The organism is Alkalimonas sp. NCh-2, from assembly GCF_039631345.1.
GTDB lineage: Bacteria > Pseudomonadota > Gammaproteobacteria > Enterobacterales > Alteromonadaceae > Alkalimonas > Alkalimonas mucilaginosa.
On record NZ_JBDIUV010000007.1, the window covers coordinates 14,059 to 29,147 of the forward strand.

At 50.7% G+C, this 15,089-nt stretch carries 13 protein-coding genes; 4 read left to right on the top strand and 9 right to left on the bottom strand.

The window, feature by feature from the left end; genetic code table 11:
• Positions 1–19 precede the first annotated feature (19 nt).
• On the top strand, positions 20–826 hold the full coding sequence (djlA, locus tag ABC502_RS15905) for a co-chaperone DjlA (protein WP_330087446.1): 807 nt from the start codon (positions 20–22) through the stop codon (positions 824–826).
• A gap of 33 nt (positions 827–859) precedes the next feature.
• On the top strand, positions 860–1,699 hold the full coding sequence (locus ABC502_RS15910) for an ion transporter (RefSeq protein WP_345916607.1): 840 nt from the start codon (positions 860–862) through the stop codon (positions 1,697–1,699).
• Here the strand turns inward: ABC502_RS15910 and ABC502_RS15915 are convergent.
• The 5 genes from ABC502_RS15915 to rapA form a co-directional block, all read right to left on the bottom strand.
• Complete coding sequence (locus ABC502_RS15915; RefSeq protein WP_345916608.1) at positions 1,660–2,082, bottom strand: hypothetical protein; 423 nt, start codon at positions 2,080–2,082, stop codon at positions 1,660–1,662. The genes ABC502_RS15910 and ABC502_RS15915 overlap by 40 nt on opposite strands.
• Positions 2,083–2,123: 41 nt before the next feature.
• The gene (locus tag ABC502_RS15920) at positions 2,124–2,873 is read right to left on the bottom strand and encodes a DUF3530 family protein (RefSeq protein ID WP_345916609.1); all 750 of its coding nucleotides are present in this window, start codon (positions 2,871–2,873) and stop codon (positions 2,124–2,126) included.
• Positions 2,874–2,982: 109 nt separating this feature from the next.
• Complete coding sequence (locus tag ABC502_RS15925; protein WP_330087450.1) at positions 2,983–4,053, bottom strand: OmpA family protein; 1,071 nt, start codon at positions 4,051–4,053, stop codon at positions 2,983–2,985.
• A 212-nt stretch (positions 4,054–4,265) separates the two neighbouring features.
• On the bottom strand, positions 4,266–4,916 hold the full coding sequence (locus ABC502_RS15930) for a pseudouridine synthase (RefSeq protein ID WP_345916610.1): 651 nt from the start codon (positions 4,914–4,916) through the stop codon (positions 4,266–4,268).
• Positions 4,917–4,922: 6 nt separating this feature from the next.
• Positions 4,923–7,835, bottom strand: a complete 2,913-nt coding sequence (gene rapA / locus ABC502_RS15935; protein WP_345916611.1) for an RNA polymerase-associated protein RapA — start codon at positions 7,833–7,835, stop codon at positions 4,923–4,925.
• A 232-nt stretch (positions 7,836–8,067) separates the two neighbouring features.
• Between rapA and ABC502_RS15940 the strand changes: the two genes are divergently transcribed.
• A complete protein-coding gene (locus tag ABC502_RS15940; RefSeq protein WP_330087453.1) occupies positions 8,068–9,453 on the top strand; it encodes a PhoH family protein in 1,386 nt (461 codons plus the stop codon).
• On the opposite strand, the gene ABC502_RS15945 is transcribed toward ABC502_RS15940, so the two are convergent.
• Together ABC502_RS15945 and ABC502_RS15950 are read right to left on the bottom strand one after the other, a co-directional pair.
• Positions 9,448–10,395, bottom strand: coding sequence for a hypothetical protein (locus ABC502_RS15945; protein WP_345916612.1), 948 nt, complete (start codon positions 10,393–10,395; stop codon positions 9,448–9,450). The two genes, ABC502_RS15940 and ABC502_RS15945, sit on opposite strands and share 6 nt — an antisense overlap.
• On the bottom strand, positions 10,392–11,024 hold the full coding sequence (locus ABC502_RS15950; RefSeq protein ID WP_330087455.1) for a choice-of-anchor H family protein: 633 nt from the start codon (positions 11,022–11,024) through the stop codon (positions 10,392–10,394). Before ABC502_RS15950 ends, ABC502_RS15945 begins: the two co-directional genes overlap by 4 nt.
• Before the next feature lie 83 nt (positions 11,025–11,107).
• Here ABC502_RS15950 and ABC502_RS15955 point away from each other — a divergent pair, with 83 nt between their 5' ends.
• Positions 11,108–11,944 (top strand): RNA pseudouridine synthase, encoded by an 837-nt coding sequence (locus ABC502_RS15955; RefSeq protein WP_330087456.1) that lies wholly within the window; start codon positions 11,108–11,110, stop codon positions 11,942–11,944.
• On the opposite strand, the gene ABC502_RS15960 is transcribed toward ABC502_RS15955, so the two are convergent.
• The gene (locus tag ABC502_RS15960; protein ID WP_345916613.1) at positions 11,941–13,965 is read right to left on the bottom strand and encodes a hypothetical protein; all 2,025 of its coding nucleotides are present in this window, start codon (positions 13,963–13,965) and stop codon (positions 11,941–11,943) included. The two genes, ABC502_RS15955 and ABC502_RS15960, sit on opposite strands and share 4 nt — an antisense overlap.
• A gap of 67 nt (positions 13,966–14,032) precedes the next feature.
• Positions 14,033–14,989, bottom strand: coding sequence for a D-2-hydroxyacid dehydrogenase (locus ABC502_RS15965; RefSeq protein ID WP_345916614.1), 957 nt, complete (start codon positions 14,987–14,989; stop codon positions 14,033–14,035).
• Positions 14,990–15,089: the final 100 nt, after the last annotated feature.

The window sequence follows — 15,089 nt, forward strand, 5'->3', positions numbered from 1 at the left end:
TTCGCGATGGTAGTGTCTCGTGTGGGGTAAAATTCTTGGCGCTTTGTTTGGGATGGCGATACTGAAAATCCCCGGGCTTTGCATTGGTTTACTCATCGGTCATTGGTTCGACCGTGCGCTGGCGAGGCAATTCGAAGGCCGCGGAGGTTTTCAGGGGTATTTCCAAAGCCGGCAAGAGGCCCAGGGTATTTTTATGTACAGTACCTTTGCTGTGATGGGGCATCTGGCCAAGTCAACCGGAGTGGTTACTCAGGCCCATATTCGTCAGGCGCAACATTTTATGATGGAGTTGGGGCTTAGCAGCCAGCAACAAAAAGAGGCCCAAAGTGCCTTCCGGGATGGCAAAGCAACAAATTTTGCCTGGGACAAGCAACTGGCAGAGTTGAAAGAAGCTTATCACCAACGGCCGGATGTATTACTGCTGTTTCTGGAAATCCAATTAGGGATTGCTTTGGTTGATGGCAAGATTACCAGCACCCAGCGGCAGCTGCTTAGCAGCATGGCCCGGCAGTTGGACTTTTCTGAGTTTGAGTTTGAACAAATCCTTGGCCGGCATGAAGCCGAAGCACGTTTTAATCAACGTCGCCCGCATCGGCCAACTAAAGCTTCGGGATTGGATCTCACCGATGCATTTACCTTGTTGGGAGTGAGTAAAGATTGCACGCCCCAACAATTAAAGAAAGCGTACAAACGCCGGATGGCTCAGCATCATCCGGATAAGTTGATGGCACAGGGCATGCCGCAGGAGATGATGGAGTTAGCCAAGCAAAAAACACAAGATATCCAGGCTGCCTACGAGCTCATCAAGCAGCAGCGCGCCCTCTAATAACTTTTTCATGCATTGTTCTGAGGTACTTTCATGCTTATTGACGGAAGCTGGCTGCAACGATTAAAGCAGATTGAGCAAAGCCATTATTTTCAGGGCTTTGTGATTGCAGTCATTGTGATTGCTGCCCTGACTGTGGGTGCAAAAACCTATCCTTTGCCAGGCTGGCTGGAGCAAGGCATCTCAGTGCTGGATGTCGCCATTACTTTATTTTTTCTGGTTGAGATTAGCATTCGCTTCTTATCCTCGGAGCAAAAAAAGCGCTTTTTTCATGACGGCTGGAATGTGTTTGATACGCTGATTGTGGTGGCCAGCTTAATTCCACTGCCAGACAGTGAAATGGTGGTGATTGGCCGTTTGCTAAGGGTATTGCGGGTGTTGCGCTTGGTCTCTATCGTGCCTGAGCTGCGATTCTTAATTAATGCTTTGCTCAAAGCTATTCCGAAAATGGGCTATATTGCCTTGTTGATGTTTATCATTTTTTATATTTTTGCCGCCGTCGGCTCCATCTTTTTTGCCGAAATTGATGAGTTCTTATGGGGTGATATCTCTATTTCCATGCTGACTTTGTTCCGGGTAGCGACCTTCGAAGACTGGACCGATGTGATGTACGATACAATGGCGGTTTATCCGTTAAGCTGGATTTACTACATCGTATTTATTTTCCTGACCACTTTTATCTTTTTGAATATGATGGTGGGTGTAATTCTGGAAATTATGACAAATGAAACCCGGAAAGAAGATCATCAGCAACAGGAAGATCATCATACTGAGTTGCTGGAGCAACTGACTGCGCTGCAGCAACAGGTGGCTCAACTGAATCGCCGCTTGGATCAGCAGCAGGATACGGCAGGCAACACCGGAGAGGGTTGAGCCGCTGTTGCGGCTGCCGGCAGCAGATAATTATCGAAGGTGAAAATTTCGCTGCTCTCGAGGGAGATTTTCCGGTAGCCCTCGGCTTCTTCCAGTACCACCACTTCACTGGTGACTGTATGAATGGTGCACTGATCGGTAGGTAACAGTTCTGCCAGATAGCGGGCCATGGAGCGCAGTTGAGCGCTGGCTGCCAGGCGACGGGTTTCAGCTTCATCGTGGCAAATATGCGCCTGTTCTACCAGCACCATGGTGCTGCCGACACTGGATACGGGCTGTTCAATCATCTCGACTGCTGGTGGCGCTGGTTGTCGCGGGGTTGAGCAAGCCTGTAAAAGTCCAAGGCTAAGGATGGTGACGATGGCACAGGTTTTTACATTCATAACAATTACCAAATGATGAAAGTCGACGCAACAGGGATTGATTATAGCCCGAGATAATTCAGCCAGCCATAGACTTCTTTATACATGCGTTGCTGACTTATTTCCAGCTCTGGATAACCTGTAAGCAATCGTTGGCGATATAATAAGTTGGCCTGTTTTTGCCCCCATTGCCGACGTATTTCAAAGGTTTGGCTGATATGCAGGTGGTCGGTATCATGCGCCATATCCAGTACTGGCATACTCAGCTGTGCAATACGTTGCGCTAGTTCACGGTTGTTTGCTGGTTCCGGATGATAACTGCTAAGAAACACTATGGCTTCAGGTTGCCTTGGTAGTGTTGTCCATTCAAGCTGGCTAAGCAGGTAGCCACTATAGCCCTGTGCCAGCACCACCAAGTGTCCTTGCTGCCAGTCTGACTGTTCTAATACCAAGTGCAATTGTTGCCGTAAAGCAGCGAGCGCAGCTTGATCTGTTGTGGTTGTAGCGTCTGGTAGCAAGGCCAGTGTTGTCCAGCCATGCTGGTTCATAGCCTGACGCAGAAAGTTGATATGGCGCGGTGATGCAGGGTGCTGCGATGGATCGGGCAGCAGCAGCAAAGTCCCTTGCACAAAAGGGGTCATGGCTTCACGATGCAAAACCCACAATGGGGTGCTGTCTCCTAATTGCTGTATTTCCCACTCCGGGAGTTGTCGCTTTAAGTCACCGGGCAGCCAGTTGGGAACTGGCTGTGCTACGACTGCCTGGCTGTAAAATAGCATCAGTGATAGCGTCATTGAAGCAACACTGGGCATGGCGGATACCTGTGGTTTGGTAAGGACTATTTTGCTTTATCGGCAGCTGGAACTATTAAATTAAAAAAAAGCCGCTGATAGCAGCGGCTTTTTTGACACATTTGATGAATTAACGCATCACGGGCTCTTTGATACGAGCGGTTACCAGTGCTTCAATACGCTGGTTAGCACGATGCGCTTCACGGGTTGCGCCTTCCATCCGCGGACGGCTGAAGCCGTAGCCTTTGGTGGTGATGCGCGAAGCTTCGATACCATGAGTGTTGACCAGCAGATCAGCGACCGCTTTCGCGCGACGCTCTGACAGACGTTGGTTGTAATCTGCTGCACCAATGCGTGATGCATGGCCTTCGATCTCAACGGTAGCTGTTGGATAACGCTTCAGGTAATCCGCCAAGCGGGCAACATCAGCACGTTGCTCACGAGAAACTTCAGCAGAGTCAAATGGGAACAGTACACGAATTTCTGCACTGCCAACGCGCTGGGCAACTTCAGTATACACAGTACAGCCGCGCTCATCGACTTTGTGGCCGCGAGGTGTGTTCGGGCACTGATCCAGATGATCTGGTACACCATCACCATCGGAATCTACCACTGCTGGCTGAGTAGGCGTTGGAGCTGGCGCAGGCGTAGGAGCCGCTGCAGCAGCAGAGCCAAAGTAGTAGCTAACACCTGCTTTGATGCCGGCATCTGCCCAAGTACCTTTGTTCAGGCCCTGGTAGCGATTTGCTTCAGCAAATAAAGAAACGTTCTCGTTTAGGAATGCGCGATAACCTACACCCACATTCAGCGAGTTGGTTTTATCAATGCTGTGGCGATTAAGACCGGCCAACAGGTAAACACCGCTGTTGTTCAGGTGATAAAGTGCATCTACACCGTAACGGTTACCAGAAATGCGATCGCGGGTTAATTTGTTTTTCAGGCGATCCCGGGCAAACTCAGCACGTACAGCCCAGTTTTCATCAATGCGATAGCCCAGATCAAAGCCTAAGCCTTGGCCACGGGTCAGGTAATCGAAATCCGCATCACGGGTTTTTTTCCGATCGGGCATGTAATACTCTGCGAAAACAGAACCAAACATCCGTTCTTTCAGCTCGGCCGCGGAAGGGGTGTTAGCATAAGCGTTACCAGCCATCATCGGCAATGCAACAGCAACTGCAACAGAACAAATTTTACGTTTCATCCATTTCTCCTTAAGGTGGAAGTCCAACATGCCAATTTTATAGGGAAATTGGTGAACAAACAAACCAATCTCACAATTAAAGCCGACAAAGGTACAAAAGCAAGTTTTTTATTAGCTTGCATATAGGATAAACAAGTTAGCTGAACGCTAGGTTAATCAAGTGAGTGTGTTTTGCCGAGGGACTTTGAAAAAGAAAGGCTGCAGATCCAGGGCTAAAAATCAGCGGTTAACGTAAAGCTTACTTGCTCGTTGGTCATAGGGTGGTGGAATTGCAGATACTCTGCATGCAACAGCAATCGTTGTTGTGAGGTTACTGGCTGACGGGCGTAAAATTTATCCCCGATAATGGGATGCCCCAACCATTGCATATGGACCCGCAACTGATGAGAGCGGCCGGTGATGGGGAACAACCATACCTTGCTGGCATCCTTGGTTTGCTCTAGCAGTTGAAAGTGGGTACAAGCCTGTTTCCCGGTGATAAAACAGACTTTCTGCTTTGGACGGTTTGGCCAGTCGCAGATTAATGGCACTGCAATGGTGCCTGCGCAGTCAGTTAACAGGCCATCCAGCCAGGCAACATAGCGTTTTTGTACTTGTCGTGCAGCAAATTGCTGGTTCAGCTGCCGCTGTGCCGGTAGATGCATGGCCATCACAAGCAAGCCTGAGGTGGCCATATCCAGCCGGTGTACCACTCGGGCCTGGGGGAAAACCCGTTGCACCCGCAGGCTCAGGCTATCCTGGTGTTCGGGTGCTTTGCCAGGTACTGACAATAAACCACTGGGTTTATTCAGGACCAGGATATCGTTATCCTGGTAGCGAATATCCAGATAGGGTGACAGTGGTGGCTGGTAATGGATCAGCATGGCTATTTAGGGTTTATCATGACTGACGACTACCAGGCGAATAGCATCCAGTTTTAAGCGTGCTTTGCTTATGTAAGTAGCTAACTCCGCTTGCTGTTGTTGTAAAAAAACAATCTCTTCTGACCGGACTGCCGGATTGACCTGTTGCAGTCGGATCAGGCGGTCGGCTTCTGCGCTTAAGGCCAGTTGCATGGACTGGAGCGCTTGCTGCTGAATGGCTGGTAGTTGCTGTAATGCCTGCTGTTCCGCCTGTGCCAAAGTGTTGTCCAGCTGCGCCCGTAAGGCTTTTACGACCTTGCTTGCGGCCTGTTTTGGCAATGGCTGTAGCTGCTTTTCCAATTGCGCGAAGGAAACCGCTTTGGCCAGATCCCTTGCCTGTGCATCCAGCAGCAAGCGGATCGGAGTCACAGGCAGATAACGGCCGAGTTGCAATTTGACCGGGGCGCTGGCTTCGACCAGATAAATCAGCTCCAAAAACCAGGTACCCGCCGGCAAGGCTGGATTATACAGCAGGGCGACGCTGTTGTTGCCGCGCTGTTGTTCGGTCAGATAATCCAGAGTACTCAGTACCATGGGGTGATCCCAGCTTAAAAACTGAATATCTTCCTGCGCCAGAGCTGTATCGCGGTCAAAGGTTATGCTGATACCGTCCTCGCTTAAACCCGGGTAGAAGCTGTCTTCCAACTGTTCGGACGCTTTAAGTACCAGGCAGGTATCGGAGCGTTCTTCTTGTTGTACACCAAGCTGATCCCAGCTCTGGCACATGAACAACGCTAAATCCGGTTGATTATCTTGTTGTGTCAATTGATGGCAAAGAGCTGCAGCATGGTCACCACCCGCTGAATTGAGTTCTAGCAGTTGATCCCGGCCTTGCTCAAGTTGCTGCTCCAGCTGGCGCTGCAAGGTCAAACTGTGCTCCAGCCAATGAGCCAGTTCGGTTGGCTGCCATTCTGGGGTTGCCAGCAAAGACCAGAACAAGGACGCAGTTTGCTGCAACACTGCGGCGCCGGTTTGGCAGGTGTGGGCAAAAGCGTTGAGTACCTGATGGTACCATTGACGCTGATAATCCTGAGCGGATTCTTTGAAATAAAGAATGTGCAGCTGGATATCTTGCTGTTGGCCAATACGATCCAGCCGGCCTATGCGTTGCTCCAGCAAATCCGGGTTCAGGGGTAAATCAAACAGCACCAGGTGATGAGCAAACTGAAAGTTACGACCTTCGCTGCCTATTTCCGAGCAAAGTAGAATTTGTGCGCTGTAATCTTGCTGGGCAAAGTAAGCTGCTGCTTTATCCCGCTCCAGGATACTCATGCGTTCGTGGAACACGGCAGCCCGGATGCCTTCGCGCTGCATTAAGGCTTTTTCCAGCTCAATAGCGGTACTGGCGTGGGCGCAAATCAGCAAAAATTTCTCGGTTTTATGGTGCTTTAACAACTGGATCAGGGCATCTATGCGGGGATCCAGTTCTTGCCAAGGCAGGGCTGCATTCTGCTGACTGTACAGACGTTCAGGTGTGAGGAGAGCTTGTAGCTTGCTCGGAACTATTTCTTTGCTTTGCACTAGTTCTGCCGCACTTTCTCTGTAGGCTGCTGGCATAGCCAGCTCGATAAAATGCGGGATACGTGCCGGGAAACCGGCAATAGTACGGCGGCTGTTACGAAATAAAATACGGCCAGTGCCATGGCGATCCAGCAGAGGCTGTACAATCTGTTGCTGCATCGTCTGGCGTTCGCTTTCTGACAGCTCAGGCTGTTGCAACTGCTGTAGCGCAGGGTGCAAGTTCGGATCTTGCAGTAGCTGCTCCAGAGCTGCAGCTGTGGTTGCCGATAACGGGGCTTGATGCAGCAACTGATCGGCCAGGGCTGCTACCTGCTGGAAGTGTGTTTCTTGCTCTAAGAAAGCATCGTAATCATAAAAACGATCCGCATCCAGTAGTTGCAGCCGGGCAAAGTGACTGCGGTGGCCTAACTGATCCGGTGTTGCGGTTAACAGGATGACTCCGGGGATCCGCTGGGCTAATTGGGCCACACACTGATATTCCGCGCTCGGAGTGATCGGATCCCATGCCAGATGATGCGCTTCATCCACCACCAATAAATCCCATGATGCTGTGATGGCATCTTGTTGCCATTCTGGCGATTGGCTAAGAAATTCCAGGCTGCACAATACCAGTTGCTCGGTCTCAAAAGGGTTCTGTTGATCGGCTGCACTTTGCTCACAACGCTCCTGATCAAAAATAGCGACCGAAAGGTTAAAGCGGCGCAGCATCTCAACCAACCATTGATGCTGCAAGGACTCAGGCACCACAATCAAAATACGTTGTGCCCTGCCACTGATCAGTTGCTGGTGCAAAATCAGGCCGGCTTCAATGGTTTTACCCAGACCAACTTCATCGGCCAACATCACGCGAGGTGCATGACGCCTGGCGACTTCTTCAGCAATATACAACTGATGGGGGATCAGGCTAATGCGTGCCCCTGAAAGGCCACGCAATGGATTTTGTTGCAGGCGATGCAGTTGCTGCTGGCTTTGATAGCGTAAACTGAAAGCATCCAGCCGGTCGATTTGGCCGGCATACATTCTATCCTGAGGCTGGCTGAAGCTAAGAAAATGATCAAGCAGGATTTCCCGCAGTTCGGCCGGCTGTTGCGTATCGGTTCGGAGACCGCGATACACTAAGGTGTCTGCGGTTTCATCCACCTGGCTGACATCCAGTTCAAAACCTTCCGCACTTCGAATGCGGTCACCTGGCAGAAAACGGATTCTGGATAAAGGCGCCTGCTGCCGCGCGTAACAACGCTGTTCACCACTGGCTGGAAATAATACAGTAACCGAGCGGGGGTCCAGGGCTACGATAGTCCCTAAACCTAAATCTGATTCACTTTCGCTGATCCAGCGCTGACCTAAAGCAAACGACATGATGCATCCAGTAACAACAAGGGGGCGCTATGGTACAAGGAAATGCGCTGCTCTGCATCCAGATTTGTTGCTTTGTCATACCATGGTCATGCATTTGACATAGGATTGACCTGAACTGTTTGCTGGTTTTTTGTCCAGCAAATCACAAAAACAGTCGGCGATATGACCAGTTTCCACTATGCTTACTATGCAATGACCCACGCTGCACTGTGCGCCAATCAAGGAGACCTTTATGGCGAGAAAACGAAGTAAAAAAGTTTATGTGCTTGATACCAATATACTTTTGCATGAGCCCTTCGCGTTTTTAAACTTTCAGGAACACGATGTTGTTATCCCGATGACGGTGCTGGAAGAACTGGACCATATTAAAGACAGAAACAAAGATGTCAGCCGGGATGCCCGGGTGGCGATTCGGGCGCTGGAGGATGCGTTGCGTGATGCAAGTCCGGAGCAAATGCTGCATGGGGTTGCTTTGCCATTGCATGGCGAACAAAAGGTGTCCGGTCACTTGACCATTATCAATGATCACCACCTAAAAGATGAGTTGCCTGGATTGCCCGGTGGCGAAAACGATCATCTGATCATCAATACCGCTTTGTATTTACAGCGGGAACGCAGCCCGCAGAAAGTGATCCTGGTTACCAAAGACATCAATATGCGGTTGAAAGCCAAAGGGGCAGGTTTAAAGCTGGTAGAGGATTACCGCACCGATCAGCTGATAGATGATGTACGCTTCCTGTACAAGGGGTATTACCGCTTTCCCGGCGAGTTCTGGAGTCAGGTCAAAGAGTGTCAGACTGAGCAAAAAGAGCGGGATATCTTGCATTTGCTGGAGCGAAAGCTATTACCGGATGCTTACATCAATGAATTTTTGATTGATGAGGCCGAGTCGTTCGCCGGCCAGGTAGTGGCTATGGACGAGCAGCAGCTCCGGGTCAAGGATCTGGGGTATGAGCGCATGATGCACCGCCATGCCTGGGGCATTACACCCAAGAACATTTATCAGGCGATGGCGCTGGAGGCTTTGCTGGATCCCTCGATGGATCTGGTGATCCTGACCGGGCCAGCCGGCTGCGGTAAAACGTTGATTGCCTTGGCTGCAGCCTTGGAGTTGGTGATTGAAAAGGGAGTGTACGATAAAGTGATCGTCACACGCAATACACCAGAAATCGCCGAATCCATTGGCTTTTTACCTGGCACGGAAGAAGAAAAAATGGCGCCCTGGCTGGCAGCCATTACCGATTCGCTGGAAGTGTTGCACAAAACGGATGAGCATCCACACGCCAGCGTCAATTACATTATGGATAAAGCCAATATTCAGTTTAAATCGGTCAACTTTATGCGTGGTCGCAGTATCCAGAATGCCATTGTTATTTTGGATGAGTGTCAAAACTTAAGTGCTGCTCAGTTGAAAACCATCATCACTCGTTGTGGTGAAGGCACGAAGCTGATTTGCTCTGGCAACCTAAGCCAGATTGACAGCAACTATCTGACGGCAGTGACGTCGGGACTAACCTATATTGTGGAGCGCTTTAAAAACTTCCCCGGCAGCGCCACCATTAACCTGAATGGTGTGGTGCGAAGCCGGTTGGCATCTTTTGCCGAAGAAAATCTATAGCTTGCGGTAATTGACGATACCCGGTTGCAGATAGAGCTGATAGCGTTCAGCAATCTCGCCAATCGGTTGCAGTGCCGGCCCGGTTGGGTCGGCCAGCACAAAGTTCTGCCCATCCAGTCGCAGCTGTTGATCACTGCTTTGGCTTTGCATGCCAATACCCAGTACGGCGTGGTTGGGCAAGTATAGGATCACCAGCGAGACATCCGGTAACAGCAGGCGCAGCAAAGTGGCCATTAGTACTACCTTACTGTCGCAATCCCCCCGGTGTTGCTGCAGCAACTGCAGTGGAGGCAAGAAGCCGGCAGCGGAACTGTTGCTGCGGCTATCCAGCCGTTGATAAGGAATACGCTGTAACCAATCCAGCAAAAACTGGCTTAGCTCTCTGGTGGTGGTATAGGGAAACTTCTGTTGCAGCGCCTCTGCCACCGGCAATAAATCCTGCAGGCTATCCGCCAGGATGCGCTGATGATCGACCATAATCACCTGTCGGCCAGGATTTATCGAAAGCTCGGTGTGGTAGATGCTGGTCAGATAATCTTGCCGGGCCTGCAGCATGTGTTGTGTGAGGTGTTGCCGATACTGTTGTGCATCCTGACTCGTTTGGGCAGTAACACGAATGGGCAAGGGATTGCCTGCCGACAAGGCGTCTACCCGCAGCATGGGAGCATTCAGTTTCGCAAGCTCTTGCTGCAATGCTTGCCGCATGTAGGTGTCTGCCAATTGTGGCGAATAACGACGAAAACTGCGCAGGTGCTGCTGCGTGTTTTGCTCTGGCAGCTGAAACGAAAAGTCAACCCTCTGACCGTTTTGTTGCCACCGATAGGAAAATAGTTGATTGCCATCTGTCAGCTGCTGACGCTGCAACTGCAGTGAGGCTGCTGCTGGTAATGCACTCCATAGCAGCAGCCAGCAACTCAGGGTGAAAATGCTTGTCCGGATCACTGATGCCTAATTGCTTGTCGCCGCCAAAGTAATAAGCTTAGCCCGAGTAGCGCTAAAATACCAAGACTACCACCATAGCTTTCGACCACAGTTACTACTTGTTGGTCCCGCCGGTAATCTTCCAATGGCAGATCTGCCAGTATGACTTCATCGTAGCCGGAAATTTCGGCCAGCAACCAGCCGGTACTGGCATCATAGAGGCGGATCGTGAGATCGTAATAATCGGTGGGGTAATTTTCTTCCAACAGCGTATCAATGGCAAACCAGTCGTTCCGGCTTTGTCGGTACAAGGTGAAGATAGAGCTGATATGCAGCAACTGTTCAGGCCTTCCTGCACGGTTTAAGCTGAACTCTGCCCATACGGCTTTGCTGGAGCGGTTGGTGTCAGCATCAAACCTCAGGTACAGCTGGTGATAAAAACCATTGGCATTGTGATCACCGCTTAGCTCCAGCTCAATGCGCTGAAACCACACATCGGTACTGTAACTCTGAGCGCGAACCACAGGCATCGGCTTACTGGTTACCTCAGCGTGATCTGTACCACGCTGCTCTGTGGTACTGCTTATTGGTTGCTCCACGCTGAAGCTGGCGGCAGAAACCAACAGCAAGGCGCTCAGTAACACTCTCATGGCTATTCCTTCATTCAACTCTTGCGTACAATAAGGTATAGAATGAATGGCATGAATGTTTGCTGAACTGCTAAGGATCTCAGGTGACGAAGTTTAGCCGTAGCTGGTTGATAGAGAAAAAAGAGATAGCGATTCAGTTGCTGGCAGAGCAGGTGCCGGAGCTGTCAAAAAGCCGTTTGAAAGATGCGATGGCGAAAGGAGCGGTTTGGCTGCAGCAGGGGAAAAAACAAAAACGTTTACGAAGAGCGCAGGCAGAGCTGTTACCTGGCCAGACTTTAGCACTGCACTACGATGCAGCTATCTTGCAGCGTGAAGTGGCGGGCAGTCAATTGCTGCTGGATCGGCGAGCCTATTCGGTGTGGTGGAAGCCTGCCGGCATGCTGTCGCAGGGCAGTCTCTGGGGCGACCACTTATCGTTGTTACGTCAGGCAGAGCAGCAAACAAAACGTGCTGTGCATCTGATCCATCGGCTGGACCGGGAGGCCAGTGGCTTGCTTTTGCTGGCTCACGATGCCAGGGCCGCTGCGCATCTGAGCCAGCAGTTTCAGAATGGACAGGTCGAGAAGTTGTACCATGTTGCGGTACAAGGCCAGCTGTCTGAAGCGCTGCAATATGCAGCAGAACTGGCAACGCCACTGGATGGCAAAGCCTGTGTTACGCGTTTCCGCTTGCTCAAACAGTTGGAACATCCAGATATCAGCTGGCTGCAGGTAAACTTGTTGACTGGTCGCAAGCATCAGATCCGGCGGCATTTTTCTTTGGTAGGTCACCCGGTCTTAGGGGATCCCCGTTATGGCAATAGCAGCACAGCGGCAGCAACGCTGGCTTTGCAGGCTGTGTCACTGGGCTGGCAGTGCCCGCTAAGCGGGCAGCCCATGCAGCATCAGTTGCCTGAGTCGTTACGGTTATTGCAGGATTAATCCAACAGTGCTTTTAGCTGCGGATTAAGCAACCGATCCTGCTGCCATAGCTCAATGCTGCCAAGCTGCAGCGCATTAAGTAAGTCCTGGCGGATATTTTCGGTCATCCATTCACAGGGCCTGCTTTCCTGCACTTTAAGTTGCAGGTACATATGCTGCTGGGCCGGGTTCAGTTGGTTGGCAAGATACCAGCTTAACCAGACCGCCTCACGTAGCGCCTGAATATGGCCGCTCTGGAAGTCTTCACCCAACAACTCCTGCAGCGGCAGAATCAGGGTTTGCAAGTGAGGTTGTGGCTGCAACTGAGTGCGCTGCTGAGCAAGATGACAAAGAATTTTACTTTCCAGAGCGGCGAGCTCTGAGCGCTGGCAGCACAGACCAAGCCATAACACATCGCTGTGAATGGTGAGCTGTACAATCTGCGGCAACTTAAAGCTTTGCAGCAAGCTAATCAGTACCCGACGCAATTGCACTTCCCCATAGAGTTGTTTGTATTGCTGGCAGTCCCGTAGGGTGATCGCCATTAAGTGTAAGGGTAGCTTGGCACGTTGCTCTGTGACCAATCGGTCGCTAAATTGGATCCACTGACGGGAAAATATTAACTGACTGGCAGGTGATGTCTGTTTCAAACGCTGCAAACGATGCACTGCCAGCAGTAACAAAAGCAGTAGTAGTGCAGACAGAGCCATCAATCCCCAGCTATACATGCCAGCGGCATACCATTGCGGTTTGCTTTGCTCCGGTTGTGGTGGTTGCCTGAATTGCAAGTAATCCAGTTTAAGGTTGTATTGCTCTTGCAAGTCATTAAAACGCAAGGCGCGGGCTTGCTCGCTGAAGTGATAAGCCTGCTGCCACTCAAGCTGCCGTGCCGCAAGCCCGGCACCAAGTTCCGCAGAACGATAACGAATAAATAAGGGCAGGTTGGGGTTGTCATGCTGAATGTTCAGCTGTTGAAACAAGGCTATGGCGGCTGCTAGCTGCTCTTGTTGGATAAAGCTTTCAATCAAAGCTAACTGGACTTGCCGAAGGCTTTCCTGCGCGCCAATTTGAGAAAAAAGCGCCTGGGCTTTTTCAAAATAATAGTGTGCTTCATTCAGTTGCTGGTGATAGAGATGCCATTGCCCTATTTGGAACTTGGCTTCCGCGAGCCTCATTTGATCAGGCAACTGCTGACTGAATTGTAAAGCTTGCTCCAGATAGCCGTAGCTTTGATCGTCCAATGCATGGTTCTCTAATTGCAAGCTAACGATGCGCAGCAGGGTATTGATGTAATTGCGTTGCTCTTGATGCTCCGCAAAACCATCTTTGGCCCGAAAAAAGGCTTCCAACGCTTGTTGGGGGAGCCCCATTTTCTGGTAGGCCAGTCCATAGCGTAAATGAATTAATGGATAGGCATGAAAAGCCTGTAGTTCGGTGGCAAGTTCTGTGGTTTTGTCAAAGTGTGAAAATGCCTGGCTGATGTGGTTCATTTGCAGATAAAGTCTACCCAGCAAAAAATGTGCGTTAAGTTTTTGCCTGGGTTGCATGGCTTCCGCCAGGCTTTTTTCGGCATAGTAGACGGCTTGTTGCAAGCTGCTATGTTGATTGTAGGCTTGGGCCAGGCTTTCGTAGATTTCGGCCTTTTCGGTTCGGGCGGCATCACTGGTTAATGGCTCCAGCCAGAGTACCGCTTGGTGCAATGCCTCGATACCAAGCTCGGTATTGCGATACAGGCGGCCTAGTATTTGCGCTTTGACGTGCTGCAGCTGTGCCTGGTACAGCGGCTGATCGTCCAGTAAACGGGCCAAATCGATGGCTTGGTTAATACTGTGCAAGGCATTTTCTTTTTGATAAAGCTGCAGATATGCCAAGGCCAACTCCATCCAATAGCTGCTGGAGTTTTCATCCGGGTGCAAAATTGCTTGTTCGAGAAACTGTTCAGGATCTTCGTTAATCAATGCTTTCCGCAGCTCGGGTGGAGCACTGGATGCAACAGCACTACCAACATAGATTAAAAGCAAAGCGAGCAAAAAATAGCGCATAGCCGCTCAGGGTATTTGTAACAAAATGTATGCTCTATTCTGCGTGACTTTCCGGCTGCTGTACAGTTCATTCCTTCGAGTCTGCAGGGTGTTGCTGCAGCCAGCTGTTCAATTGCCTGGCGGTATATGCTATCAGCCGGTTTCTGGCTGCGAGGCTGGCCCAGGCAACATGGGGGGTAAGTAATAATCTCGGGTGTGGTTGCTGCAAGAGCCGGTGCTGTATTGGCGGCGGCTCCTGCTCCAACACATCCAGTGCTGCAGCTCCTAACTGATTTTGTTGCAAAGCTTGCAGTAAAGCGTGCGAATCAACCAACTCGCCACGGGCTGTATTAATCAGGATGGCGGTTGGTTTTAACAAGGCCAGTTGTTCAGCCCCAATCAGATGCTGATTGTCTTCAGTCAGCGGACAATGCAGCGAGAGCACATCGGCTTGGGCCAGGGCTTGTGCAAAAGGCAAGCGCCCTGGCCGGCACCGGGTGGCCTCGGGGCGCTCAGCAATACAGACAGTCATACCAAAGGCATGAGCCAGCCGTGCTGTTGCCTGGCCTAAAGCCCCATAACCTACGATAGTCATGGTTTGATCGGCTAACTCTTGCATAGGATGTGCCAGCAAACAAAAGTGCGGGCTGTTGCTCCAATGGCCTTGTCGGATACTCTGATCAAAGGAGAGGCATTGATTGGTAAAATGCAGCAGCATGGCAAAGACATGCTGCGCGACTGAAGCTGAGGCATAAGCATTGACATTCTGTACCTTAATTCCGGCTGCCTTGGCTGCGTTAAGATCAATATTGTTGGTGCCGGTAGCTGTTACCGCAATGCAACGTAACTCAGGCAGTTGTTGGATGGTGCTGGCATCCAGCGGTACTTTATTGACCAGAGCAATATGACAGCCTTGCAATCTGGCAAGGATCTGTTCAGGCCTGGTAAAAGGGTACAGCTGCAACTGAAGATTTAACTGCTGTAAAGGTGTCAGATCGGCATCGCCGACTGAGCCGGCATCAAGGAAAGCGGCCTTGTATGTCATAGTTACCTACTCTTTGTATACGCGCATTGATCCTAACTGCTTTATTCACCGTAGGCTACCATTGCACTAGTTGCATCTTTTCTTCAATGGCGGCAATAGC

Excerpts from the sequence above, each read along its gene's own strand:
- ABC502_RS15910 (WP_345916607.1), top strand. The coding sequence starts at position 860 with ATGCTTATTGACGGAAGCTGGCTGCAACGATTAAAGCAGATTGAGCAA.
- ABC502_RS15915 (WP_345916608.1), bottom strand. The coding sequence starts at position 2,082 with ATGAATGTAAAAACCTGTGCCATCGTCACCATCCTTAGCCTTGGACTT.
- ABC502_RS15920 (WP_345916609.1), bottom strand. The coding sequence starts at position 2,873 with ATGCCCAGTGTTGCTTCAATGACGCTATCACTGATGCTATTTTACAGC.
- ABC502_RS15925 (WP_330087450.1), bottom strand. The coding sequence starts at position 4,053 with ATGAAACGTAAAATTTGTTCTGTTGCAGTTGCTGTTGCATTGCCGATG.
- ABC502_RS15930 (WP_345916610.1), bottom strand. The coding sequence starts at position 4,916 with ATGCTGATCCATTACCAGCCACCACTGTCACCCTATCTGGATATTCGC.
- rapA (WP_345916611.1), bottom strand. The coding sequence starts at position 7,835 with ATGTCGTTTGCTTTAGGTCAGCGCTGGATCAGCGAAAGTGAATCAGAT.
- ABC502_RS15940 (WP_330087453.1), top strand. The coding sequence starts at position 8,068 with ATGGCGAGAAAACGAAGTAAAAAAGTTTATGTGCTTGATACCAATATA.
- ABC502_RS15950 (WP_330087455.1), bottom strand. The coding sequence starts at position 11,024 with ATGAGAGTGTTACTGAGCGCCTTGCTGTTGGTTTCTGCCGCCAGCTTC.
- ABC502_RS15960 (WP_345916613.1), bottom strand. The coding sequence starts at position 13,965 with ATGCGCTATTTTTTGCTCGCTTTGCTTTTAATCTATGTTGGTAGTGCT.
- ABC502_RS15965 (WP_345916614.1), bottom strand. The coding sequence starts at position 14,989 with ATGACATACAAGGCCGCTTTCCTTGATGCCGGCTCAGTCGGCGATGCC.